This is a genomic window from Vibrio sp. HM8-C (assembly GCF_058630515.1).
The window spans coordinates 27407-51668 of the sequence record NZ_JBMMKS010000021.1; the positions used below are offsets into that span (position 1 = coordinate 27407).

Sequence of the window (24262 nt, forward strand, 5' to 3'; positions counted from 1 at the left end):
AAAATTTGTCCCGTCCTGAGATAAGTTGACACTTCGGAGACTTATCAATGAACTCATCAAGTAATACAACAATAAAGCGCTCTCAGCGAGATTACACTATGGGCTTTAAATTGGCTGTCGTTGCCCAAGTTGAAAAAGGCGACATGACATACAAACAGGCTCAAGAACACTATGGCATACAGGGTCGTAGTACCGTTCTTGTTTGGCTCCGAAAGCATGGTAAGTTAGATTGGTCGAAACCAATAGAGCACTCTCCGATGTCTAAATCCAAAGAGACACCTGCCCAAAAGATTAAGCGTCTTGAAAAAGCCCTCGCCAATGCCGAAATGAAAAACATGATTTATGGCGATATGGTTGAGCTTCTTAAAGATGACTACGGAATTGATTTGGAAAAAAAGTACTTAGCCGAACGCTCTGGCTCGCCAAAGAGCAGGGAAAAGTAAAGCTAGCTTCTGCATGCAAACTGTTCAATTTATCTCGACAGGCCGTGTATCAATGGAAACAGCGTCTAGAAGCACGTGTGGATGAGCTTTTGCCAGTGAAAGAAATGGTGATGTACTGGCGACAGTACATGCCACGAATCGGTACCCGCAAGCTATACCTGTTGATTAAGCCTCAGCTTGAGAGGCTAGGGATAAAACTAGGACGAGACGGCCTATTCAAGTATTTAAAAAACGAGAATATGTTAGTCAAACCAAGGAAGAACTACACCAAGACAACGAACAGCAGACATTGGTTAAGAAAACATCCTAACTTGTTAAAAGAAAAAGAGGTTAAGCATATAGAAGAAGTTGTTGTCAGCGACATCACATACGTAAAAATAGATGAGGGTACGCATTATCTCTCGTTAGTTACGGACGCTTACTCTCGAAAAATATTGGGTTATGAACTGAGTAATGAAATGAAAGCGAGTGATGTTGTAAAGGCGTTAGACATGACAATCACGAATCGACGAACAAATGCCGCCACTATCCATCACTCAGACAGAGGTCTACAGTATTGTTCGTCAGAATATCAAGAAAAGTTAAATGCTAACGGCATGGTTCCATCAATGACAGACGGTTATGACTGCTATCAAAACGCCCTTGCAGAGCGAGTTAACGGGATATTAAAGAGTGAGTTCCTACTCTATCAATGCAATACGATGAAGGAGCTCAGAGTGTTAGTAAAAGAGTCGATATCGATATATAACGACTTGAGGCCGCACATGAGCTTGGGGATGAAAACTCCGAGTGAAGTGCATGAAAAAGCCAGCAGGGATTACCTACTGGCTTCATAAAAAAGCGTCAACCTATTTTAGGACTAGACAATTGATTAGCTAGATATTCAATCACTTGGTCGGGAAACTAATCTGCGCTCGTAAACCACCTTCGCTACGATTGCTAACCATGACAGAGCCGCTGTGCTGGCTAATAATACGTTTCACAATCGCAAGCCCCAAACCAGTACCTTCACTGCCGCGAGCAGTATCACCACGAGTAAAAGGTTCAAACACCTTGTTCACTTGGCTCGGCTCAATGCCCGGTCCATTGTCTTCAACACAAATCCAAACCATGCTGTTATCCGCGGTGACACCAGAGCTGACTCGCACCCAGCCATTACCATAACGAACGGCATTCACCACTAAGTTACTGACCGCACGTTTGATCGCAATAGGGTTACCAAACGCAATTGCTTTGCCTTTGTGCAGCTCCACTTCGATTTGTACTTCATATCCGCCTTCAGAGCTTGCCACATCCTGCGCGATATCATTCACATTCACCTTTTCGAAGGTCTGCTTGTTCACTGGCTTCAAATAGTCCATGAATTGGCTGATGATCTCATTACACTCTTCGGTGTCACTGATGATTCCTTCTGCCAGATAACTGTCTTCCGGAGCCATCATCTCTGTTGCCAATCGAATACGGGTAAGAGGTGTACGAAGGTCATGGCTGATACCCGCCATCAATAGAGCTCTGTCTTCTTCTAACGCTTGGATGCCTTTTGACATCTGGTTAAAAGCACGTGTCACAGAGCGAATTTCCGAAGCACCTCTCTCCGGCAATGGCGGAGGTACTTCGCCACGCCCTACAGCTTGCGCTACTTTCTCTAGCGTGATGAGAGGTCGGTTTTGCATGCGGATAAATAACCAGCCGCCGAAAACAATCATCAATGCCATGATGATGCTGTTACGAAACAGAGGAGCAAAATCCTTCTCTCGTAATTCAGAAAGCGGGATACGAAGTAGTTGTCCCGGCAACGCCTCGATTTTCATCCACAAGATGTAACTCTCAGTGCCAGACATCATACGCACTTCCGTTGGTGAACCGAGCTCCAAACTCATGTCTTCACTCATCAAATCAATGCTAACAGCGTGTTCAAACTCACTGGCTATCGGGCTGTCATCAGTATGAATGGTCACACCAAGCTGTTCGAGAACGCGGCGGCGCAACAAAGCATCCATCGGAACATCCATATCTTGATTAACGGTGTCATCAAGCATCAAGTTGATTTCGTGACTGAGGATTTTGTTGAACTGCTTTAAGCTCGGCATCAGCGCGTAATTAAACACGGCGTAATACGAGTAAACCTGACTGGCAATGAGCAGGCTTAAAAAGAGAAGGATGGATTGAGTAAACGAGCTACGAATACGCATATTTTGCCTATGTTTTTATCGACGAGTTATTCAAACGGCTTTGACAGACCAAAGGCATATACAGCCAGAAGTCATATACTGATTGTTGCAGACAGAGGTCTACCGTCAATGAAAATTACAGATAAGGCGCACGTAGAGAAGAGAAGTAACACGCGCCATTGAGTTTCATCAGCCGACGCGTGTATAAAACCGCATAAGTTAAATTTACGCTTAGTTTAATTTACCGTCAGGAACGAACACATAACCTAAGCCCCACACGGTTTGAATATAGCGAGGTTTGCTTGGATCAACTTCCAGCATACGACGTAAGCGAGAAATTTGTACGTCGATTGAACGTTCCATTGCTGAGTATTCACGACCACGAGCCATGTTCATCAACTTATCGCGAGATAACGGTTCACGTGCGTTCATCACCAACGCTTTCAGCACAGCGAATTCACCTGACGTCAAAGGCATTGGCTCTTCGCCACGGAACATTTCACGAGTACCTAGGTTCAGGCGGAACTCACCGAACTCCACCAAAGACTCTTCAGAACTTGGCGCTCCCGGAGCTTCAATAGTCTGACGACGTAATACTGCTTTAAGGCGCGCTAGCAATTCACGAGGGTTGAAAGGCTTGGTCAGGTAATCATCCGCGCCAATTTCTAAGCCAACGATACGGTCAATCTCATCGCCTTTTGCTGTCAGCATCAAAATAGGAATCATATTATTTGAGTTGCGCAGACGACGACAGATAGATAGACCATCTTCGCCAGGCAGCATCAAATCTAACACCATGATATGGAAGGTTTCACGAGTTAATAGGCGGTCCATTTGCTCACTGTTCGCAACACTTCTAACTTGGAAGCCTTGCTCAGATAAGTAACGTTCCAATAGCGCACGCAGACGTGCATCGTCATCGACCACTAAGACTTTAAAGTTTTCTTGCATTTACGCCCTACCTATTCGTTATTCAACCCCATACATTTCTGGGATAGTGAAATGTAACACCGTTCTGACGAAAGTAATTCAAAGAATTGTTAACGTTTATTTCTTTTTTAGCTAATGTAGCAGCCAGTTGCAATTACCATAAGTCAGGAACATGAAGACAAACCTTATTACACGTGAAGGCTTTGATCGTCTAAAAAAAGAACTGGATACATTATGGCGTGAAGAACGCCCTGAAGTAACAAAAAAAGTGACTTGGGCAGCCAGCCTAGGTGACCGCAGTGAGAACGCTGACTACCAGTACAACAAGAAGCGCTTACGTGAAATAGACCGCCGAGTTCGCTACCTTCGCAAACGTCTTGAGCAAGTGAAAGTGGTAGATTACTCACCGCAGCAGGAAGGCAAAGTGTTCTTTGGTGCTTGGGTTGAAATTGAAAACGAAAATGGTGATTCAAAAGCATTTCGCATTGTTGGACCTGACGAAATCTATGGCGATGCAAAAGGTTATATCTCGATTGATTCACCAATGGCTCGTGCACTGCTAAAAAAAGAGGTGGACGATGAATTTGTTGTTCACACGCCTGAAGGTCCCAAAGAGTGGTTTGTAAACTCCATTCGTTACCAAGATTAATATTTTCAAAGAGTGAAGCCGCGCATGCTCAAAACTGGAAATTTCGGCTTCACATCCCCATATAGCCCTATTAGTACCAATGAATTAAAGAGATCTACGGATGAGCCAAGCTATCTGCCAATTGATTGCCAATGAGCTAAACGTTCGCTCAGAGCAAGTCATCGCAGCCGTCAACCTAATTGATGATGGCAACACTGTTCCTTTTATCGCTCGTTACCGTAAGGAAGTGACTGGTGGTCTGGATGACACCCAACTGCGTACACTGGATAGTCGTTTATCCTATCTGCGTGAACTGGAAGACCGCCGTCAAACCATTCTTAAATCGATTCAAGATCAAGGCAAACTGACGCCTGAATTAGAGAAAGCGATTTCAGAAACAGACAGCAAAACCCGCCTTGAAGACCTCTATCTTCCATACAAACCAAAACGTCGCACTAAAGGTCAAATCGCTATCGAAGCGGGTTTAGAACCTTTAGCTGACAAGCTGTGGAATGAACCGCAGACAGAACCAGAATCTGAAGCTGCGCGCTATATTGCCGCAGATAAAGGCATCGAAGATACCAAAGCAGCTCTGGACGGAGCTCGCGCAATCATCATGGAACGCATTGCTGAAGATGCAGACTTGCTGGAGAAAATCCGCCGTCATCTGACTCGCAATGCAGAGCTGGTCTCTCGCGTCGTTGCTGGGAAAGAGCAAGAAGGTGAAAAATTCAAAGACTACTTTGCACACCAAGAACCAGTAAGCAAAGTACCGTCTCACCGCGCTCTTGCGATGCTTCGCGGACGTAACGAAGGTTTCTTAACTCTGACTCTAAATGCAGATCCAGAGCTTGAAGAAACCGCGCGTCAATCTCACTGTGAAACCATTATTGCGGAGCATTACGGTATTCATTTGAGCCAAGCGCCAGCAGACACATGGCGTAAACAGGTGATCAGTTGGGCGTGGCGTATCAAGGTTTCTATGCATATGGAAACCGAACTGATGGGCACGATGAAAGAGAGCGCTGAGATTGAAGCTATCAATGTCTTCGCAACCAACCTCAAAGACCTTCTCATGGCAGCACCTGCTGGTCCTCGCGCAACCTTAGGTTTAGACCCTGGTTTGCGTACCGGTTGTAAAGTTGCAGTGGTTGATTCAACCGGTAAAGTTCTTGCTACCGATACCATCTACCCACATCAGCCACAAAACCAATATGACCGAGCAATGCAGACCGTATCTGCATTAGTGAAAAAACATAACGTCGATTTGATTGCGATTGGTAATGGTACCGCTTCTCGTGAAACCGATGCCTTTGCCGCAGAGATGATCAAACGTGATGGTCTGAAAGTGCAAAAAATCATGGTCAGCGAAGCAGGTGCTTCGGTTTATTCAGCATCAGAACTGGCAGCAAAAGAGTTCCCGAATATGGACGTGTCTTTGCGTGGCGCAGTCTCGATTGCCCGCCGCCTGCAAGACCCACTGGCAGAGCTGGTGAAAATTGACCCTAAATCTATCGGTGTGGGTCAATACCAGCACGATGTAAGCCAATCTCTACTGGCAAAACGCCTAGATGCGGTTGTAGAAGACTGTGTAAACGCAGTAGGCGTGGATGTGAATACCGCATCTCCAGCTCTACTCACCCGCGTCGCTGGGCTTTCAACTGTGTTGGCACAGAACATTGTCGATTACCGTGATGAAAATGGTCGTTTCAATGCCCGTACTGATCTTAAGAAGGTCGCGCGTTTAGGACCTAAAGCTTATGAGCAGTGTGCTGGCTTCCTGCGAATTATGAATGGTAAAAACCCGCTAGATGCATCCGCAGTACACCCTGAAGCATACCCTGTGGTGAAAAATATCGCAGAGAAAAACAGTCAAGATATTAAGACCTTGATTGGCAACAGTGAATTCTTAAACACATTACGTGCGGTAGATTACACCGATGAAAACTTTGGTGTGCCAACTGTTAGTGACATCATCAAAGAGCTTGATAAACCGGGACGCGATCCTCGCCCTGAGTTTAAAACAGCGACTTTTGCCGACGGTATTACTGAGGTTTCTGATCTTGAGCCGGGGATGATTCTAGAAGGTGTTGTCTCTAACGTGGCTAACTTTGGTGCATTTGTGGATATCGGTGTTCACCAAGATGGCTTAGTGCATATTTCGGCGCTGACTGATCGCTATGTTTCTGATCCACGTGAAGTGGTAAAAGCGGGTGATATCGTTAAAGTCAAAGTGATGGAAGTAGACGTACAGCGTAAACGTATCGCGCTTTCCATGCGTCTTAACGATGAACCGGGGCAAGACAGCCGTCCAGCACGTTCTGACAACGCTCAGCCAAGAAGCGCTCAACCTAAAGTGAATCAACCACGTGGAAATAACCGTTCTTCGCAAGGAAACGGATCTCAAGGTGGTGGCTTTAATAGCGCCTTTGCAGACGCTTTTGCTAAAGCGAAACGCTAACACTGGTAGCTAAACCCAAAGAGCCTAATTCGAAACAAACGAGTTAAGCGCTACAAATAAAAATCCCCATCGCTTTTGCCATGGGGATTTTATTTTGAGTGTTGCGAGATAACGACATTCATAATATCGCTATCACTTCTGACGGAATATTTGGCGCCACAGCATGCCCATAATGGTACTTAATAACACTACGTCTGCGAGCCATCTTTCCAGCAGTTACCGCATCATCAATGACACGTTTCGGTAAACGAAACCGCATTGCATAGCCTTTACCTTGCTCTTCACTGTATGTCGACAGTGCTAATAGCTCGAATAGTCTATCTAGCTCACTGTGTCTTTCTTCTTGATAAGAGGATTGCGCTTCATGTTCTGTCACCACATCATAATCTGGATGTTCTGACGGATCCCACGAAGCTCGCTTTCGCCTTTTATCATCAGCTTTTACATTACGTTCCGAGTTGGTTCTAACCAGCTCAACGGTCGGCAGAACAGGTTCACGAACTTTGTTGTCGCGCGCGGCCTGCTCCGTCTGAACGTTCACTGATGGGGCGATAAGTGGCACACTAACGTTAGTCGGTGACACAATCATAGCCGAAACCTCCTCAGTATCGCCCAGCCCAATAAAACAGAGTTTCCTTTTGCCTTATCGGGTTAGCTTATTTATCGACCAATCCCTATAAATATTTAGCACAAAAAGAAAACACATGCATATCAAATAGCTAGCTTGTTTTTAACTGTGCGCAAAGGTGATCAACTGCTGACAGAAGGTGTCCAGTTCCGTCATAAATGGCGCATGGGAAGATTCGGTGAAAATATACTGCTCGCTATCAGGTACGACTTGCTGCAAATCGTGAGCAACCTTAATGGGTACTAAGCCGTCTAAACGACCGTATAAGCGCAACATTGGCACAGAAATATGAGGAAGCTCTTCACGTAAATCAACGTCAGCGAGCATTTTCAGCCCAGCCAACAGAGCTTTAGGGTTCGGCGTTGGGCGCGATAAGACAGCTTGCTTTAAGGTTTTCACATCTTGCCTTGCAGAAGGGCTACCCATTGCCTGCAAAGCCATAAAACGCTCAATCGTCAGCTGGAAATCTTCCACTAACTGATCGGTGAAAGCAGAAAGCACATTGGGTTGAATGCCCCGCCACGGTTTGTCTGCAGCGAATTTCGGTGAAGAGGCAACCGTCACCAATTTGCTAACGTATTGGTTATGATGCAAAGCCATATGCGTTGCAACGAGCCCGCCGAGTGACCATCCAATCCAAATCGCATTTTTTGGTGCGTTAAGAATCAAAGCTTGTGCTATCTCTTCTAGGTTTTCGGCATGGCAATTTGCGCTGTGTCCGTATCCCGGCAGGTCAACCACATGAACACGAAACTGGGTATTAAGGATATCAACCGTTTGCTGCCAAACAGCACCATTCATCCCCCAACCGTGTACTAACACGATATCAGGTCCACTGCCACTGACTTGCCAATACAACTCTGAAGTCATAGTCACATACTCTCCTACTAAATTCATTCAATCCATTTTACAGAAGGCACATGGTATTGATTCCTTCTTTTTAAGGCGAAAAACATGTTATCCGATTGGTTTCAAAAAGCTAATTTTATACGCCGCAGCTTCTTCATACGAGATGGTCTATCTATACGAGATTGCATAACGCCGCAGTGCCCAATCTGTAAGCTGCCATCAGATAACGTTCAACCTTTTAGCGTCTGCTCTGCATGCGAAGCTTGGTATCCCAAATTGCCTCGCTGCCAACGCTGCGGTTTAAAAACACTGACACCCGTTGAGATGTGTGGTCAATGTCTTAGCAAGCCACCAATCTGGCATCAATTACATTGTGTCGGTGACTATCAGTTTCCACTAAGCAATAGCATCCACCAACTCAAATATCAGCGTCAGTTCTGGCAAGCAAAACCGCTAGCGAAACAGCTATCTGAATCGATTCATGACCCAGCACTTGTTATTACTAGCGTTCCTCTCCACTGGCATCGATATCTGCGTAGAGGATTCAATCAGAGTGATCTTCTTGCTAAACATTTGGCAGCGTTTCTCGGTGTTCATTATCAATCACAACTGTTTTCCAGAGTATTGAATACAAAGGCGCAGCAAGGTTTAAGCAAAGCTCAACGTAAGCGCAATCTTGCCAAAGCTTTTCGCCTTAACAGGCATCCAAACTGCGATCATGTTGCAATAGTAGACGATGTCGTCACGACAGGGAGCACTGTGCAGCATTTATGTCACTTGCTACTTGAAGTGGGCGTCGAAAGGATTGATATTTACTGCATATGCCGCACTCCTGAGCCGGAAGAAGACAAGTGAAGCCCTAGCATAAAAACAAAGGGCTGGATTCTTCCAATCACAGGAGTAGAATGGTGACCAAATAACCTACAAATGCACTCAGGTATTCGTCGTGTCAAATACTAACACTATAACTATTACTGAATCTGCTCAGTCTCACTTTGCAAAACTGCTTTCACAGCAGCCTGAAGGCACAAACATTCGTGTTTTTGTCGTAAACCCAGGAACACAAAATGCAGAATGTGGCGTTTCTTACTGCCCACCAGAAGCAGTTGAAGCTACTGATACTGAGATTCCATTTACCGAGTTCTCTGCTTACGTTGACGAACTAAGCCTACCTTTCCTTGAAGATGCGCTGATTGATTTTGTTACCGACAAAATGGGTTCACAACTTACGCTGAAAGCACCAAACGCGAAAATGCGTAAAGTGGCTGATGACGCAAGTCTGATTGAACGTGTTGAGTACGCTATTCAAACTCAAGTAAACCCACAACTTGCGGGTCACGGCGGTCACGTTAGCCTAGTTGAAATTACTGATGCAGGCGTTGCGATTGTTGCCTTTGGTGGCGGCTGTAACGGCTGTTCAATGGTAGATGTCACTTTGAAAGAAGGTATTGAGAAAGAGCTACTGGCTCAGTTCGAAGGCGAGCTAACCGCAGTTCGCGATGCCACCGAGCATGACCGAGGTGACCACTCATACTACTAATGAGTCAATCCAAGAAAGCTGATGCCACAAGCATCAGCTTTTTTATTTCCAGTAATTTTTCTTTCCAAGAGCTTTTATTTCCGTCAGCGATGAAAGTGATATTTTAAGTTGAGACATTTTCTCATATAGTAAGAAAACTAATGCAGTGAAGGAGTAAGTGAATGTCATCCAAGTTACCGGAGATTCTTGCCAAGAGTGTAGTGGCTAAATCAAAGCTATTTTCTATCGAAGCACTCGATCTTCGTTTTTCCAATGGAGAGCAACGCACTTACGAACGGATGAAACCCAGTGGTCGTAACGCCGTGATGATGGTTCCTGTAACCGAACAAGGAGATCTGCTTTTAGTTCGCGAATACTGTGCCGGAACAGAGCGATATGAGTTGGGCTTTCCAAAAGGTTTGATGGATCCGGGAGAGACTGCGGAACAAGCAGCGAACCGCGAATTAAAAGAAGAGGTAGGTGTGGGCGCGCACAAGCTTACCGCACTGAAAGAAGTGGTACTGGCTCCCTCTTATTTTTCCAGCAAAATGACGCTCTTTATTGCACAAGATCTATACTCAGAACAATTGGAAGGTGATGAACCCGAGCCTCTGCAAGTGGTGCGCTGGCCTTTAGCACAAGCTGAAGAACTGCTGGCACACTTAGACTTCTGTGAAGCTCGAAGTATCACGGCCCTAATGCTTACTCTGCGCTTTCTAAAATAATTACCGTCAGAGTTATAGGAAAGATTATGCCAACAGCCAAAGATCTCTCTCACCTACTGCCAGAAGTTATCGAGATTGCTCGCTCTGCAGGCCAGCTAATCCTCGATATTTATGAGAAAAAGTCTTACCAAGCGTTTACCAAAAAAGATGAAACGCCAGTAACTAGTGCAGACCTTGCTGCGCACAAGCTGGTGATGGAGCGTTTGAACGAATTAACGCCAGATATTCCAATTCTTTCTGAAGAAGATTCTGACATCAGTTTGCAAACCCGAGAAACGTGGGAAAGATACTGGTTAGTTGACCCACTCGATGGTACTCAGGAATTCATTGCTCGCAGCGGTGATTTCGCGACGATTATCGCCCTAGTTGAACACAACAAACCAGTAATGGGAGTTGTGTATGGTCCTGTTTCTGGCGTCACTTACTATGCATATGCAGGCAAAGGGGCTTGGAAGATTCCCGATATGTCTGAGAGCCTGCGCATTCGAACTCATACCCATGAACTGCCAAATCAGTCGATAGCGATTGCAATTAGCCGTCGTCAGGACATCAACCGCATTACCAGTAAACTTAGCAGCGCTTGGAACTACGATTTAGTGCCTCTTGGCTCAGCCGCACTAAAAGCCTGTTTGGTTGCAGAAGGTGCAGTGGACTGCTATTTGCGCTTAGGTCCAACCGGAGAATGGGATACAGCCGCGACACAGTGCATTGTCGAAGAAGCTGGCGGACGTATTCTTAATACCGCTCTAGAGCCGCTTTCATACAATGAGCGAGAAACCTTGGAGAATCCGAACTTCATCGTATTAGGCGATGCTGACCTCCCTTGGGATAAAATCCTGAAATGCTAGTCGGGCGAATTGGAAACGCAAAAGGCGAGAATTCAGTTCTCGCCTTTTTACTATTTAAAGCGTGCGCAGCTTAAATCATCACAGCATAAATTAGCTATAAGCGGCCTTGATGCTTATAGTTATAACGACCTTGCGCATCAGGCTTAGGTAACCATTTAAGCTGTTGTGCTAATGATTCAGGAAACTCAGAACCCGGCTTAAACCAGCCATCAGCCTGATAACTACGGTCTGGATTCAACTGAGCAGAAAACTCGCTACCCACTTGCTCGCTGTTTTGCTTACCTTTCACTGTTACTGCGCTATCAATGCATTGCAGGTCGGCAATAGCTTGTTTGATATCTAGCTGACCCAGTGGCGATTCCACATTGGCAGAGCTCCAAGCCAGTGAGCCTTGAGCCGTTGAACAAAACGGTGCTTGGTAACGATATTCGTTGATAGACAGATCCAATTGCCCTTGAGCTTCAATCGGCAACGAAAGTGGAGCTTGTGCCAATGCTACATCTGCTGGCATCGAGGCAATGGTATTTTCAGCATAGAGGCCTGAAAGGCCGTAACCTACCGTCCCTTTACCACGCAAGCTCAACTCACTGCCGCGTCCAAATCGCACATCCGCTTCCACTTTTGCACTTAGTAGTGCAGTAGGTTTTAACTGCCAGTTCACATCACCAAAATTGCGATTTTGCCAACGTACCTGCTCTACACTTCCTTGCCAAATCGTCCCTTGAACACCAATCACCTGTAACGGAGAAGGTAATGGCAGCAGATGAATGACAAACTGAGCAGGGAGGTTTACCAAAGCACTGGTGATGAATACCGCAGCAAATACGACGCCATAGCTTACAACTTTCTTCAACTTATCAGCCTCGTTTTAACTGCAAACGTTGTACTTCAACAACACCAGTTTGTTTAGCACGTTTGATATCCATGAATTCCACAGTGACGCCTTGTTGCTCTTTCAAATAAGCAATCCAAGCCACCAGTTGAGAAAACGGCAATGGTTGTACCCATACCTGCATCATTTCTCCACGTGGTTGTACGCGGATAAGCTCAATTTTGAACTCACGAGTTGACGTGGTGATAACTTCATTCAGTGGAGTGGAGGTTCTCACCACCCCACCTTGTTTACGTAACGTCGAGATTTTTTCTGCGTTGTCACTTACCCAACTCAACAGCTGTTTTTCGCTTTGAATGCGGTTTTTGGCCAGTTCGCTTCGCTCATTGAGCGGCTGAATGACACCCCAAAATACAACTGCAACCACAATCACGAGTGAACAGACGGAAACCATCACTTTCTCTCGTTGATTGATACTCTGCCACCAGCGTTGAAATGGCATCACTAATTTATTCGCTATTTGCTCATTCATTACCAATACCTACTTACGCTTCAAAACAAATGAACCCGCGACCACATCGCCATTTTTGTTCACTTGCCCCTGTTCAACCATAAACTGCTCAGCCAGCTTAACTCTTGCTTGCTCAAAGCTTTGGAAGTCTTTGCTGGTCGTTTCCAAGCGAACTTCAGCGCGATTGCTATCGAATTTAATACTTTGCAAATCCATACCCTGAATGCTGCCCAATGTGGTGGGCAATTGAGTCATCCACTCCAATATCGAACCTTTACCGCGACCACCTTGCAGCGCATTCAGTTCATCATTCATCACACGTTTCAGATAGCTAACGGTTGGGATTTTTTCTCGGTCAGGAAACACAGTGCGAAATATACGTTCACTTTCAGAGCGATAGCTTTGTGCTTGCAGCTCAAAACGCTGAGTTTGCAAAAGGTTGTAGCTAATAAGAACCACAATAAAAAACACCGCCGCATACGCTGCTTTGCGCCAAATACGCCAGTATTTCAAAGAGGATGACTTCACTCTGAAGCTACCAGTGAGCAAATTAACTTTATTTAGCAAAGCTTGTTCAGTTAGCAATTGCATCACTAGAGCGGAAGGTGTGAACTGCCAATCTTGACCTTCAGCAAGACTCAACTCTGGTAGTGGGGTAAAGGCTGTGAGAGGTAAAAAGTTATCCTCCTCTTTAACCCAGTCGGATCGACTAAACAGCTCTAACCAGTCAACATCGACAGAAATTCCCTGTGATTCCCCTTTACGAATCAACCACTCATGCCCTAATTGCACCGCAGTTAAACCTTGTTGAACAGGCACACAGAGAACATCAGGGATTACACGCTTAACAACCACACCTACAGAAGAAAGAGCATCAAGACATGATTGCAGAAATTCACGGTCAATCCCCGCGACTTCAACTTTATTCCCTGACTTTTGAATGATACTAAAATGCATATCATCCACATCTTGAGCGACTTCGTCTTCCACCAAGTAAGGTAGCATAGACTCAATTTTACGATTCGCACCCGCTGGAATTTCTACTTGGTTCAAGACCACATCACTGGCGGATACCAGAACGATGGTTGAACGCTGTTCAGCGTATGAGCGAAGCTGTTCAAGTTGTTCCCAACCTGAAATTTCTCCACTCGCAATCACTTCTTGTTGTATCGAAGACCATACCAACCAAGGGATAATGGCTTCTTTTTGACTACTCAGTCGAACGGTCAGAAACTCGCTCACTGATTCCTCCAAAGCGACGGCGAACTACCGTTGCAGTTTCTCGATTTTCACTATAAAAAAGGCTGCGAATTCTAACGCGCGCCTCATCCACTAAAACTTGTGCATCTAATTCAAAATACTGACTATCGACTGCCAAATAGCCTTTTACCTGATCGATAAGGCTGTCACCCGTCGCAGCAATTTGCGCTTCTGCTAAAAACGCATCAACACTGCCCCATCCGTCAAACGGTCTATTTTCCAATACCGCTTTCGCATTCGATTCAGACAAATTTGGGCTAAACATAGCCGCCAACAGTGCCGCATTTTCAGGAGCCAGAGTATTCACATTTAGGCGCCAGTCATCTGTTGGCAACGCACACACATAATGCGCCACTTTCAGCATCACATCGCCAGTCACTTGCTGAACGGCGCGTAGTTCGCTGGTATCGGCAAGCAAGCTGTTAGCTGCCATGTAAGCTGGTGACATGGACTCATAATAGCTGTCTTCTACACCGTAAGTACTTTGTACTCGGTCATCACTATCAATAAATTCTCGCGTCGAATCAGCAATTACTTCTGCTTGATAGTTTTCTATCTCTAGCTCGTCCAACAATGTCTGCCAGACTCTAAGCAGATATGGCTTACTGTTACTGCCCGAACTCGATTCGATGGTACTAAGCACATTCAGATTAAAGCAGGCTTGTTTATCATAGATTCGCCCGCGTAATTGACCATAGTCGAGAGGATATGTCTGCTCCTCTATAGCCCAAGCCTGACTCAAATTGATGGTGTCACTGTCTTTATAACTTTGTTCAATCGCAACACTCGCCAAACTTTCTGCGCCCACACCGTACCAATAAGCTTGCTGGTAGTTCACCTGATGACTCGCGCGCTGAAATTGAGTAAACAATCGCTCTGACATAGTTGCCGCGATGGAAACCATGATAACCAGCAGTAACAATACAACAATCAGTGCGACGCCACGTTGAGAGCGTCTATGTCCAAGCGAACCACTTTGTATGATGCGGCTTTGCCTTACAGAGTTACGAAGCATCTTCGACCCCCTGAACAACACCACCAGCAACTAAATAGATACGTTCAATCTCTCCGTAATCTTTTAATGTCAATTTCACTGCGATGGCATTTGGTAACACCATCTCCTGCTCCCAAGTGTCGCTCCATTTACCTTCGAAGTAGAATCGCATGCTCCAACTATCCACTTGGTTTAGTACTGGAGTGATAATTGCTTCTTGCCCCGTCGAGGTATCTGGATAACGCCACCAGACTTTTTCTAAAGCACCATCTTTTAGTCGATAAGCAACTTTGATGATCTCCCCTCGAGGAAACTGCTGCTGTGGGTTATGCCAACCCAAACGGGTAAAGACAATTGCTTTTTGCTCTGACCCTAGAAGCTCATCTTGCCAAATCAAAAACTGGTTACTGGGTTCACCACCTTCGGTACGAAACTGGCGGGCAGCAATTTGTCTAAAATCCGCATCCATTAACACTATGGCGCGATTGATCTCATTCAAACGCGTTGTTCTTTTTTGTGAAAGTTCATTACTACGCTGCACCTGATTCAAAACTTGGTAAGCACCGACACTCAAACTGGCAAAAATAGCGATAGCCACTAGCACTTCAATCAACGTGAAGCCTTGTTGAGAAACTTTGTTCGTCACCTGTCTGTTTTGTGACCGTCTATTTCGAAACATAGCTTCTTACCGTGGTAATAGGGCTGCTCTTATCATCAATTGCGACACTAATATCAAATGCACGCAGATAACCGCTCGAAGTATCAATAGGCGTCACTTTCCAGTACCAAGTTCTTCCTGCCAGCGATTCAGTGCCTTTTTTCGCACGCAGTTCACTCGGCTCAAGCATCACTAATGCCATTTGGTTGTCTATCACCATGGAAGCAAACGTCTTTTCTTCCAAATACTGAACCGTGTTGATGTGCTGGCTCACTGCGCGAATCACACTTACCGCAGCAGTGGCAAAAATGGCTAGTGCCACTAACACCTCAAGCAAGGTAAAGCCATTATGCTTTTTCATTTTGCTCTCCCGGTGCCAACAGACGTATTTGACCATTCTCTTCAACCACAATGCGCCAACTTTCAATGTTCTGTTGCTTTGGATAAATACTTAAAACAAAGGGTGTCACCTCACCACTGGATAAGATGAAAATCTGTGGTGGTTGCAGCTGCTTTTTCTCGGCAAACATGTCTTGGTCAAACAAAGTTCCCGGCTCAAACAAGCGATCATCCTTCGCCCAAACTGTGCCACCTAGTTGGAAATTGACCGCGAGCTCAGAAGGAAGCTTCATCTCAGAAGCAAATTGACGCTTTTCTAGCTCTTTCCAGCCATCAGAAGTTAGTGTGAGAAATAAGAACTCTCCTTTCTTCTCATCGACTCGCAATCCGAAATCACGACCGCTTAAAATGGCGTCCTCATTGATTAGCTGAATTCTCTGAAACAGACTTTGCGCAGCCAGTTTGGCTTCATCTTTTTGCGAAACTGGAAATGTAGCAATAACCGCCACGGTACTAACCGCAATCAGCGCTAACACCAATAAAATTTCCAGCAATGTAAAGCCGCGAGATTGCTTCATGAAAGAAAAGCGGGGGCAAGCGCCCCCTGTCCTTAGTTATCGGTTTTATTGAAAATTCTGAATATTCCAGTTACCAATATCGGCGTTTGCACCTTCTCCGCCTTCCTGACCATCAGCACCAAGCGAGAAAATATCAACCGCACCATTATCACCAGGGCTTAAATATTGGTAATCGTTACCCCAAGCGTCTTTTGGTAAACGACGAATATAACCACCGTCGCGGTAATTACGAGGCTCTGGATTCGATGGTTTGGTAACTAATGCCTCTAGGCCTTGATCTGTGGTTGGGTAGACACTGTTATCTAGCTTGTACATATCCAGAGCATTCTCTAATGCCACAATATCGGTAATCGCTTTTTGCTGATCGGCCTTCTCTTTATTGCCCATTAAATTTGGTACAACAAGGCTTGCCAGAATACCTAGAATGACAATAACCACCATAATCTCTAAAAGAGTAAAGCCAGCCTGAGATGTATTACGTTTGTTCATTTTTGCTCCGTTCGCAAATTCGTTGTTCTTCTATTTGCTAAAAATAACACTCTCCAATTACCAGAAAGCCAAGAGAGTGTTATCTCGTCATCAAATTGTTCATTTCCAAAATTGGCATCAGTGTTGACATAACAATAAACAACACCATCCCGGCCATCACAGCAATCAATACCGGCGTAAATATGCCTAATGCGATGTTCACTGTGGATTCAAATTGAGTGTCTTGGTTGTCCGCAGCTCGGGTCAGCATACTTTCTAATTCGCCACTCTGTTCGCCACTGGCAATCATGTGCAACATCATTGGCGGAAATAATTTGGTTTCTGTTAATGCCTTACGAAGGCTGATCCCCTCACGTACTTTTTCAGCAGCGAGCTGCACTTGTTGTTTAGCGTAATGATTAGACATTACGTCCACCGCGATTCTCATACCATCCAAAATAGGAATCGCACTTGAAGCACAAATCGACAAAGTACGTGAAAATCGAGAAGCATTTAAACCGCGTGTAATCTTGCCGATCACCGGCCAAGCCATCAGTTTTCTATCCCAATTTAAACGTATGTCCGGCTTTTTCAGTGCCCACTTGACTAAGTAGACAACAACGACAATGCCTGCCAATACGTGTAATCCCCAGCTTTGAACAAATTCACTCGCAGAAAGTAAAAACTGTGTGGAAAGTGGTAACTGTTGGTTCATCTGTACAAACTGCCCAACAATCTTTGGCACTACGGCCGCAAGCAAGAACGCGACAATACCAACCGCAAACACCACTAGTACAATCGGATAAATCATCGATTGCAGTAATTTAGACTGCAATTTTTGACGATTTTCAGCGTAGTCAGCTAAACGTTCTAGAACTGAGTCCAAATGTCCCGACTTCTCTCCAGCTGAAACCATCGAGCGAAATAAATCATCAAATATATGTGGGTAGTCGCCAAAACTGTCCGCCAATGTATGACCTTCCGTGACTTTGGAACGAACGGCTAACAACATATTGCGAATATGTGTTTTCTCTGCCTGTTCAGATACCGCAGTAAGACACTCATCTAATGGCATTCCAGACTGAACCAATGTGGAAAGCTGACGTGTAATGAGAGCTAGATCCGGCGTACTTATGCCTTTTTTAAAACTGAAAGAGGTAGAGCGAGACTGCTGTGATTTCGCTTTGGTTTCTACGACTTCAATCGGCACCAAATTCTGCTCTTTCAACCGCTGGCGTACCTGACGAGGACTATCTCCCTCAATAACTCCAGCTTTGCTTCGCCCTCTCTCATCCAGTGCTTTATATTCAAATGCCGCCATCAGGATTCCTTGGTTACTCGCATCACTTCTTCCAGTGACGTGATACCTTGCAGCACTTTCTCAAGACCATCTTGACGAATACTTGGGGTGTGGTCGCGAACCTGTTTCTCGATTGATTGCTCACCAGCCTCGTCGTGGATCAAAGCCTGAACCTTTTCGTCGACCAGCAACAATTCATGAATACCGGTTCTGCCGCGATACCCTTTGTAATTACAATGCGGGCAGCCTGTTGCACGATAGAGCGTCAGTTGAGATTTTTTCTTCACCCCAAATAGTTTTTTCTGAGAATCTTCAGCTTCATAAGCTTCTTTACAATCAGGGCACAAGGTACGAACTAATCGTTGCGCCAGTACACCGAGCAGTGAGGAAGAAAGCAGGAATGGTTCAATACCCATATCACGTAAACGTGTGATAGCCCCTATCGCAGTATTGGTATGCAGAGTAGACATCACTAAGTGACCAGTTAAAGACGCTTGAACCGCAATTTGCGCCGTTTCTAAATCACGAATTTCCCCAACCATCACTACATCAGGGTCTTGACGTAAAATCGCTCTTAAGCCTCTAGCGAAAGTCATATCCACTCTAGGGTTTACTTGCGTTTGACCAATGCCATCAATATCAAACTCTATCGGGTCTTCAACGGTTAGAATATTGCGCTCATTACAGTTAATCTCCTGTAAACCTGCATACAACGTCGTCGATTTACCAGAACCAGTAGGTCCCGTAACCAGTAAGATGCCATGAGGCCGCTCAATCAGCTTTCGAAAGCTCTCTTGGATTGTTTGTGTCATACCCAAGCTGAGTAAATCAAGGCGAGTTGCGTTCTTATCCAACAAACGCATCACTACACGCTCACCATGTGAAGAAGGCATAGTAGAAACACGAACATCAACCGCTCTACCGCCGATACGCAAAGATATACGACCGTCTTGAGGAACGCGCTTTTCAGCGATATCTAGCTTCGCCATAACCTTCACGCGCGAAACCAACAAAGGCGCGAGCTTACGGCTCGGACTTAATACGTCACGCAATACACCATCGACACGGAAACGAATCGACAATGACTTTTCGAAGGTTTCGATATGAATATCTGAAGCGCCTTCTTTAATCGCTTCACCGAGCATAGCGTTAATAAGTTTGATGATAGGTGCGTCATCGTCTGATTCAAGCAAATCTTCACTTTGCGGAAGCTCTTCTGCCAATGAGAAAAAATCATCGTTGTCAGCGCCAATATCTTCCATCAATTGACGAGCCTCTGAAGAGTCTCTTTGATAGACCTGCGTTAGCTTGCTTTCAAACTCACTGGCACTCAGTTCCACCAATTGAAAACGACCTCGCACCACACGCTTAACTTCCGCTAGCGCGACCATCGAAATAGGAGGAACGTAATAAACTGCAGCGGAAGTTTGAGTTTTATTCCACTCTAAAACCAACTTGAATCTATTGGCAAAACTAAACGGCAATCGTCGGATAATCGATGACACAACTTCTGTCATTGTTTGGCTTCCATCTGACCAGCATTAATTTGATCAAGAAACGCTTGAATCTCTGCTGGATGGCGTCGTTCTTCTCCGAATTTAGGCAATACTGGAATATTGTTATCATCCATGAGCTTCAAACCTTCTTCGGCTTTAAACAGCTGTTCTGCACGGATGTAATTGTATTTACGTTGAGTGACGCCATCCGCCGTCATACCGTCGCGGATAATGGTTGGTTTGATAAACACCATCAGGTTTTTCTTCTCTACCTGAGTACTGGTTGATTTAAACAGATAGCCAAGAAGAGGAATATCGCCTAGCAGTGGCACTTTGGATTCACTTTCGAGCGCTCGCTCATCAATCAAACCACCTAACACCAGCATTTGACCATCTTGTACCATTACAGACGTATTCAGCTGACGCTTAGCGAAGCGCACGTCAACTGCGCCATTTGCACCCAATACGTTCGACACTTCTTGCTCAATTTTCAGTTGAACCGAATCACCTTCGTTAATCTGCGGTACGACTTTCAGTTTGATACCCACTTCTTTACGATCAACGGTCTGGAATGGATTCTCATTATTTGAACTCGCCGCCGAACCTGTAATGACTGGCACTTCTTCACCAACAATAAAAGAGGCTTCACCGTTATCCATTACCGTAATACTTGGTGATGAAAGAATGTTGGAGTTAGAGTCCGTCGATACCGCACTTAAAAGCGCAGTCCAGTCACCCATCATGATACTTACCGCTGCACCATTGATACCCGACAATGCCGAAGCTAAGGTGCTGTAATCACCAGATTCGGTTGAATCATAGGGATGACGGTTACCCGCAGAGTCATAATAGTATTCCGTTGTGGTTTGGTCTTTTGCTTCTTCTAAACCAACCATAACCTGACCAATTGAAGCTCCGGTATTGCCGTATTGGATTACAGAACCACTTTCTAATGAGCCCCACTGAACACCAAGGTTCATACCGTCGCCTTCCGACATTTCAACAATCAAGGCTTCTATCAGTACCTGCGCACGACGAATATCCAACTGAGATATCACGTCCAGCATGGCATTCATAATGTCTTGAGGTGCAGTAATAACGAGTGAGTTTGTTCCTTTGTGGGCAGAAATCATCACTTCGTTATTTTTTGAACTTGTCGTTTTCTGTCCGCCTTGCTGATCCTTTGCTTGTAGGTTGTCTGATACACCTTTCAGAACATCCACCAGCTCTTCTGCTTTTGCATACTTAAGGTAAACCACACGGTTATTGCCTTTCGTCGCCATCTCCACATCGAGCTTTTTAATCAGACTTTTTAGACGTTGACGAACTTTAGGGTCGCCTGAAATAAGAATGGCATTGGTGCGATCGTCCGCCACCAGTTTTGGCTGCAAAAATTCGGGCGTGTTTTTCGCATCTGTAGTTTTGTTCAACGCTTCAACGATGCGAACCATTTCCGCAGCTGACGCATTTTTTAATTCAACAACTTCAATGTCTTTATCGCCGGCTTGATCAACACGATGAACGATATCCGCCAGACGGTTTACCACCGCAGCACGCCCAGTGATAAGAATAATGTTGGCAGGATCATAGTGAACAACGTTACCCGCACCTGCGTTATCAATTAGTTGGCGTAAAAGCGGCGAAAGCTCACGTACCGATACGTTTTTAACAGCAACCACCTGAGTGACTACGCTGTCGCCTGAAGCTCGGTCATTATCACCCAGTACAGGTACTGGCGATGTTTTGGCATCTTTCGCTTTGACGACTTTCAATACACCGTTGTCCATTTCGATAACGGCGAAACCATACACTTCAAGGACGTTTAAAAAGAAGCTGTAATACTGTTCTTCATTGAGTGTATCGTAACTGCGTACATCGATTTTTCCGCGCACTGACGGATCAACGATGATGGTTTTTTCAAGGTTACGGCCAACGATATTGACGAACTCTTGAATGTCCGTGCCTTTAAAGCTCGCACTAAATTCACTGGCTAATACTGCAGGTGAAATTAATAAGCTGCTGGCTATCAGCCACGCACTTTTTTTAAGCCAATGCTTCACAAATACTCCCTAAGCTGAAGCTGATGCGTCAGTATTACAATGGTATATAGATATCATGCTGCTGGCCGTCGCGTAGAACGGACAGATTAATCTCTGTCATCTCTGACACCGCAGATGCTAAATCATTCATTACGTCAGGCTTGGTTAAATCAAACCCGTTAAATTCAATCGCTATATCACCGTTTTGTAAGCCAACAGAGTCAAACAATGCTGAATCTTTACCTGGGCTTACTCGGTAACCAACAATGTTGTCCTCTTCTTTCACTTGAGAAAGACGAACATATTGGAAAATTTCTTGTGGGTTCTTAAGGATGGCTTGACGAATAGTGTCTAGCTTATCTTCATCACTCTTCACTTCACTGGCAGCCGAGCGAGGTGCTCTAGGTCGGTCACTGCTAGAGTTAGCGCTGTCGCTACGTTTGGAGTAATCGATACCATCCAACATCAAAGTTTCATCGCGTCCAGAGTTATCAATAATCACGCGGTCAGGAAATACGGCTTTTAACTTGGCTCTTGTACCTTCAATCACTTCATTGATGCCATAGGTAGACTGAGCACCTTTATTGGCAATCACCGCGAGGTTTTTGTTAGCGTCACTGCTTGCAACAACGCCTACAAGAACGAGATTCAAACGTGTTTTCGGTGCATCAACGACTTGAGGTGTTTCAACGACAGGAACAGATTCTGAGTATTGGCCAAATATGTTGCCTTTTTGCAAGGCGTCAATATCAACACTAGTACGATCTTGTAGCGCCGAACCACCCGTAGAAGGGCTCCATTGGGAAATCACGACAGGCTCACTTTGCACCATCCAGATCATTTTGCCCAACATCCATGCTGACGCCGAAATCAAGACAACGGTAAGAATGACACTGATAGGGTTTTGCCATAGAGAGATATTTTTCAACATATTAATTTGCCACGCTGTCGAAAATAAAATTGCCTAACCGCATTCTTGCCACTTTTCCTTCATTAATCGTTTGATTTTATTCATTCCATACCTACTGTCGCCTCAATAAACAGTAGTCGAACAATATAACATTAAACAATAGAGCATGTTTTTTTCTATTATTAAATTTTCGATTCGGTTGAAAATATGCCGATTAAGCACCACTTTATCCCCCATCGGAGACTAAAGAGCACTGATTAGAGGGCATTAAGCAAAATGAGTTCCACTAGCGAAGCAGTTCGGCTCGATAAATGGCTTTGGGCTGCAAGATTCTATAAAACACGCTCTATTGCACGAGACATGGTCGATGGCGGCAAAGTTCACTATAATGGTCAACGTTCAAAACCAAGCAAAATTGTCGAGCTTGGTGCAGTGATTACTCTGCGCCAAGGTCAAGAAGAAAAAACCGTTACCATTGAAAAGGTTTCGGATCAAAGGCGCGGCGCACCGGAAGCACAAACCCTCTATTCAGAAACGCCTGAGAGTATTGAAAAACGTGAGCGTCATGCGTTAGCCCGCAAGTTAAATGCTCACAACCCAAGTCCAGATCGCCGCCCAGATAAAAAACAGCGTCGAGATCTTCTAAAATTTAAACATCAGTAAATAGCCGGATTATTCCTTATGACTACAAGCGCAAAGGCGACTAACGTATTAAATCGCTACATATTTGAAGACTTATCAGTTCGTGGTGAGCTCGTACAGCTAGACAAAGCATACCAACAGATCATCACGAGCAAGGAATACCCAGCACCGATTCAAACTTTGTTGGGCGAACTTTTGGTTGCTACCACACTATTAACAGCAACACTTAAGTTCGAAGGTTCTATCACCATGCAATTGCAAGGTAATGGCCCGGTATCTCTAGCGGTTATCAATGGCGATAACAACCAGCGTATTCGCGGCGTAGCTCGCTGGGAAGGCGACATCGCCGATGATGCTGGCTTGCACGATTTAATGGGTAAAGGCCATTTGGTGATTACGATTGAGCCGAAGAAAGGTGAACGTTACCAAGGAGTTGTCGGTCTTGAAGGTGACAACATTGCCCAAGTGATTGAAAACTACTTCATGCGCTCTGAGCAATTAAAAACCCGTTTATGGATTCGTACTGGCGAACACGAAGGTAAACGTCATGCTGCGGGCATGCTGCTGCAAGTTGTTCCAGATGGCACTGGCTCACCGGATGATTTTGAGCACTTAGAGCAGCTAACAAATACAGTGAAAAACGAGGAACTGTTCACTCTTGAAGCAAACGAGTTGCTATACCGCTTATACAACCAAGAGCAAGTAAAACTGTTTGAACCTCAAGATGTTGAATTCCTTTGTGGCTGTTCACGTGATCGCAGCGGTGCTGCAATTGTCACTATCTCTCGAGATGAAATAAACGACATTTTGGCAGAGGAAGGATCGGTTTCTTTACATTGTGATTACTGTGGCACAACGTATTCTTTCGATTCAGCACAAGTTGCTGAGTTGTATTCACAAGCACAAAGTGACTCAAAAACACTGCATTAATTCACTAGAATTAACAAGCACGTAATTCTTGCATAAGAGCCAGCCTAGCGCTGGCTTTTTTTGTGATCGAAACCTAATAAAATCAAGGCTCACAAGCACCGTA

25 protein-coding genes are annotated in these 24262 nt (G+C 45.1%); 9 read left to right on the forward strand and 16 right to left on the reverse strand.

Annotation, left to right across the window (positions count from 1 at the left end; genetic code table 11):
* Positions 1-47 precede the first annotated feature (47 nt).
* Positions 48-1279 (forward strand): IS3 family transposase gene (locus ACOSVQ_RS18865; RefSeq protein WP_491983975.1). Its coding sequence is split into 2 segments (ribosomal slippage): positions 48-399 and positions 399-1279, totalling 1233 coding nucleotides; the frame shifts between segments, so codons are not numbered across the junction.
* A gap of 51 nt (positions 1280-1330) precedes the next feature.
* Here the strand turns inward: ACOSVQ_RS18865 and envZ are convergent.
* On the reverse strand, positions 1331-2635 hold the full coding sequence (gene envZ / locus ACOSVQ_RS18870) for a two-component system sensor histidine kinase EnvZ (protein WP_491983977.1): 1305 nt from the start codon (positions 2633-2635) through the stop codon (positions 1331-1333).
* Between the two features lie 210 nt (positions 2636-2845).
* Entirely contained in the window at positions 2846-3565 is a 720-nt protein-coding gene (gene ompR, locus ACOSVQ_RS18875; RefSeq protein ID WP_042484867.1) for an osmolarity response regulator transcription factor OmpR, read from the reverse strand.
* A 151-nt stretch (positions 3566-3716) separates the two neighbouring features.
* Here ompR and greB point away from each other — a divergent pair, with 151 nt between their 5' ends.
* Together greB and ACOSVQ_RS18885 are read left to right on the forward strand one after the other, a co-directional pair.
* Positions 3717-4193, forward strand: coding sequence for a transcription elongation factor GreB (gene greB / locus ACOSVQ_RS18880; RefSeq protein ID WP_042484864.1), 477 nt, complete (start codon positions 3717-3719; stop codon positions 4191-4193).
* A 100-nt stretch (positions 4194-4293) separates the two neighbouring features.
* Positions 4294-6633, forward strand: coding sequence for a Tex family protein (locus ACOSVQ_RS18885; protein ID WP_491983979.1), 2340 nt, complete (start codon positions 4294-4296; stop codon positions 6631-6633).
* 118 nt (positions 6634-6751) lie between these two features.
* Here the strand turns inward: ACOSVQ_RS18885 and ACOSVQ_RS18890 are convergent, their stop codons facing one another.
* Positions 6752-7222 carry an ATP-dependent Lon protease gene (locus ACOSVQ_RS18890; RefSeq protein ID WP_491983981.1) on the reverse strand — a complete coding sequence of 157 codons (471 nt, stop codon included), beginning with the start codon at positions 7220-7222 and terminating at the stop codon, positions 6752-6754.
* 141 nt (positions 7223-7363) lie between these two features.
* Positions 7364-8131 carry a pimeloyl-ACP methyl ester esterase BioH gene (gene bioH, locus ACOSVQ_RS18895; RefSeq protein ID WP_491984019.1) on the reverse strand — a complete coding sequence of 256 codons (768 nt, stop codon included), beginning with the start codon at positions 8129-8131 and terminating at the stop codon, positions 7364-7366.
* Between the two features lie 84 nt (positions 8132-8215).
* Between bioH and ACOSVQ_RS18900 the strand changes: the two genes are divergently transcribed.
* The 4 genes from ACOSVQ_RS18900 to cysQ all read left to right on the forward strand — a co-directional run bounded on the left by ACOSVQ_RS18900 (position 8216) and on the right by cysQ (position 11202).
* Positions 8216-8965, forward strand: a complete 750-nt coding sequence (locus ACOSVQ_RS18900; protein WP_491983982.1) for a ComF family protein — start codon at positions 8216-8218, stop codon at positions 8963-8965.
* A 91-nt stretch (positions 8966-9056) separates the two neighbouring features.
* A complete protein-coding gene (nfuA, locus tag ACOSVQ_RS18905; RefSeq protein WP_491983983.1) occupies positions 9057-9650 on the forward strand; it encodes a Fe-S biogenesis protein NfuA in 594 nt (197 codons plus the stop codon).
* Positions 9651-9811: 161 nt separating this feature from the next.
* Positions 9812-10354 (forward strand): ADP compounds hydrolase NudE, encoded by a 543-nt coding sequence (gene nudE / locus ACOSVQ_RS18910; RefSeq protein WP_491983984.1) that lies wholly within the window; start codon positions 9812-9814, stop codon positions 10352-10354.
* A 26-nt stretch (positions 10355-10380) separates the two neighbouring features.
* The gene (cysQ, locus tag ACOSVQ_RS18915) at positions 10381-11202 is read left to right on the forward strand and encodes a 3'(2'),5'-bisphosphate nucleotidase CysQ (RefSeq protein WP_491983985.1); all 822 of its coding nucleotides are present in this window, start codon (positions 10381-10383) and stop codon (positions 11200-11202) included.
* A gap of 94 nt (positions 11203-11296) precedes the next feature.
* Here the strand turns inward: cysQ and ACOSVQ_RS18920 are convergent, their stop codons facing one another.
* From ACOSVQ_RS18920 to gspC, 12 genes are all read right to left on the reverse strand, one after another.
* A complete protein-coding gene (locus ACOSVQ_RS18920) occupies positions 11297-12055 on the reverse strand; it encodes a type II secretion system protein N (protein WP_491983986.1) in 759 nt (252 codons plus the stop codon).
* A 4-nt stretch (positions 12056-12059) separates the two neighbouring features.
* The gene (locus tag ACOSVQ_RS18925) at positions 12060-12566 is read right to left on the reverse strand and encodes a type II secretion system protein M (RefSeq protein ID WP_491983988.1); all 507 of its coding nucleotides are present in this window, start codon (positions 12564-12566) and stop codon (positions 12060-12062) included.
* 9 nt (positions 12567-12575) lie between these two features.
* Positions 12576-13787: a type II secretion system protein GspL gene (gspL, locus tag ACOSVQ_RS18930; protein WP_491983990.1), complete on the reverse strand. Its 1212-nt coding sequence runs from the start codon at positions 13785-13787 to the stop codon at positions 12576-12578.
* Entirely contained in the window at positions 13756-14820 is a 1065-nt protein-coding gene (gene gspK, locus ACOSVQ_RS18935; RefSeq protein ID WP_491983991.1) for a type II secretion system minor pseudopilin GspK, read from the reverse strand. The genes gspL and gspK overlap by 32 nt, the downstream gene beginning before the upstream one ends.
* Positions 14810-15478 carry a type II secretion system minor pseudopilin GspJ gene (gene gspJ / locus ACOSVQ_RS18940; RefSeq protein WP_491983992.1) on the reverse strand — a complete coding sequence of 223 codons (669 nt, stop codon included), beginning with the start codon at positions 15476-15478 and terminating at the stop codon, positions 14810-14812. Before gspJ ends, gspK begins: the two co-directional genes overlap by 11 nt.
* On the reverse strand, positions 15465-15818 hold the full coding sequence (gene gspI, locus ACOSVQ_RS18945) for a type II secretion system minor pseudopilin GspI (RefSeq protein ID WP_491983993.1): 354 nt from the start codon (positions 15816-15818) through the stop codon (positions 15465-15467). Before gspI ends, gspJ begins: the two co-directional genes overlap by 14 nt.
* Positions 15805-16374, reverse strand: a complete 570-nt coding sequence (gene gspH / locus ACOSVQ_RS18950; RefSeq protein WP_491983994.1) for a type II secretion system minor pseudopilin GspH — start codon at positions 16372-16374, stop codon at positions 15805-15807. Before gspH ends, gspI begins: the two co-directional genes overlap by 14 nt.
* Before the next feature lie 45 nt (positions 16375-16419).
* Positions 16420-16863: a type II secretion system major pseudopilin GspG gene (gene gspG, locus ACOSVQ_RS18955; protein WP_491983995.1), complete on the reverse strand. Its 444-nt coding sequence runs from the start codon at positions 16861-16863 to the stop codon at positions 16420-16422.
* A gap of 79 nt (positions 16864-16942) precedes the next feature.
* Positions 16943-18163 (reverse strand): type II secretion system inner membrane protein GspF, encoded by a 1221-nt coding sequence (gene gspF, locus ACOSVQ_RS18960; RefSeq protein WP_491983996.1) that lies wholly within the window; start codon positions 18161-18163, stop codon positions 16943-16945.
* The gene (gspE, locus tag ACOSVQ_RS18965; protein ID WP_491983998.1) at positions 18163-19659 is read right to left on the reverse strand and encodes a type II secretion system ATPase GspE; all 1497 of its coding nucleotides are present in this window, start codon (positions 19657-19659) and stop codon (positions 18163-18165) included. The genes gspF and gspE overlap by 1 nt, the downstream gene beginning before the upstream one ends.
* Entirely contained in the window at positions 19656-21698 is a 2043-nt protein-coding gene (gspD, locus tag ACOSVQ_RS18970; protein WP_491983999.1) for a type II secretion system secretin GspD, read from the reverse strand. The genes gspE and gspD overlap by 4 nt, the downstream gene beginning before the upstream one ends.
* Before the next feature lie 34 nt (positions 21699-21732).
* A complete protein-coding gene (gene gspC / locus ACOSVQ_RS18975; RefSeq protein ID WP_491984000.1) occupies positions 21733-22608 on the reverse strand; it encodes a type II secretion system protein GspC in 876 nt (291 codons plus the stop codon).
* A 255-nt stretch (positions 22609-22863) separates the two neighbouring features.
* Here gspC and hslR point away from each other — a divergent pair, with 255 nt between their 5' ends.
* The gene (gene hslR, locus ACOSVQ_RS18980) at positions 22864-23250 is read left to right on the forward strand and encodes a ribosome-associated heat shock protein Hsp15 (RefSeq protein WP_491984001.1); all 387 of its coding nucleotides are present in this window, start codon (positions 22864-22866) and stop codon (positions 23248-23250) included.
* A gap of 18 nt (positions 23251-23268) precedes the next feature.
* Positions 23269-24159, forward strand: coding sequence for an Hsp33 family molecular chaperone HslO (gene hslO, locus ACOSVQ_RS18985; RefSeq protein ID WP_491984002.1), 891 nt, complete (start codon positions 23269-23271; stop codon positions 24157-24159).
* Positions 24160-24262 lie beyond the last annotated feature (103 nt).

What these genes read in the sequence shown, in the direction of transcription:
- envZ (WP_491983977.1), bottom strand. Translation starts at nt 2,635, where the DNA reads ATGCGTATTCGTAGCTCGTTTACTCAATCCATCCTTCTCTTTTTAAGC.
- ompR (WP_042484867.1), bottom strand. Translation starts at nt 3,565, where the DNA reads ATGCAAGAAAACTTTAAAGTCTTAGTGGTCGATGACGATGCACGTCTG.
- greB (WP_042484864.1), top strand. Translation starts at nt 3,717, where the DNA reads ATGAAGACAAACCTTATTACACGTGAAGGCTTTGATCGTCTAAAAAAA.
- ACOSVQ_RS18885 (WP_491983979.1), top strand. Translation starts at nt 4,294, where the DNA reads ATGAGCCAAGCTATCTGCCAATTGATTGCCAATGAGCTAAACGTTCGC.
- ACOSVQ_RS18890 (WP_491983981.1), bottom strand. Translation starts at nt 7,222, where the DNA reads ATGATTGTGTCACCGACTAACGTTAGTGTGCCACTTATCGCCCCATCA.
- bioH (WP_491984019.1), bottom strand. Translation starts at nt 8,131, where the DNA reads ATGACTTCAGAGTTGTATTGGCAAGTCAGTGGCAGTGGACCTGATATC.
- ACOSVQ_RS18900 (WP_491983982.1), top strand. Translation starts at nt 8,216, where the DNA reads ATGTTATCCGATTGGTTTCAAAAAGCTAATTTTATACGCCGCAGCTTC.
- nudE (WP_491983984.1), top strand. Translation starts at nt 9,812, where the DNA reads ATGTCATCCAAGTTACCGGAGATTCTTGCCAAGAGTGTAGTGGCTAAA.
- cysQ (WP_491983985.1), top strand. Translation starts at nt 10,381, where the DNA reads ATGCCAACAGCCAAAGATCTCTCTCACCTACTGCCAGAAGTTATCGAG.
- ACOSVQ_RS18925 (WP_491983988.1), bottom strand. Translation starts at nt 12,566, where the DNA reads ATGAATGAGCAAATAGCGAATAAATTAGTGATGCCATTTCAACGCTGG.
- gspK (WP_491983991.1), bottom strand. Translation starts at nt 14,820, where the DNA reads ATGCTTCGTAACTCTGTAAGGCAAAGCCGCATCATACAAAGTGGTTCG.
- gspJ (WP_491983992.1), bottom strand. Translation starts at nt 15,478, where the DNA reads ATGTTTCGAAATAGACGGTCACAAAACAGACAGGTGACGAACAAAGTT.
- gspI (WP_491983993.1), bottom strand. Translation starts at nt 15,818, where the DNA reads ATGAAAAAGCATAATGGCTTTACCTTGCTTGAGGTGTTAGTGGCACTA.
- gspH (WP_491983994.1), bottom strand. Translation starts at nt 16,374, where the DNA reads ATGAAGCAATCTCGCGGCTTTACATTGCTGGAAATTTTATTGGTGTTA.
- gspG (WP_491983995.1), bottom strand. Translation starts at nt 16,863, where the DNA reads ATGAACAAACGTAATACATCTCAGGCTGGCTTTACTCTTTTAGAGATT.
- gspF (WP_491983996.1), bottom strand. Translation starts at nt 18,163, where the DNA reads ATGGCGGCATTTGAATATAAAGCACTGGATGAGAGAGGGCGAAGCAAA.
- gspE (WP_491983998.1), bottom strand. Translation starts at nt 19,659, where the DNA reads ATGACAGAAGTTGTGTCATCGATTATCCGACGATTGCCGTTTAGTTTT.
- gspC (WP_491984000.1), bottom strand. Translation starts at nt 22,608, where the DNA reads ATGTTGAAAAATATCTCTCTATGGCAAAACCCTATCAGTGTCATTCTT.
- hslR (WP_491984001.1), top strand. Translation starts at nt 22,864, where the DNA reads ATGAGTTCCACTAGCGAAGCAGTTCGGCTCGATAAATGGCTTTGGGCT.
- hslO (WP_491984002.1), top strand. Translation starts at nt 23,269, where the DNA reads ATGACTACAAGCGCAAAGGCGACTAACGTATTAAATCGCTACATATTT.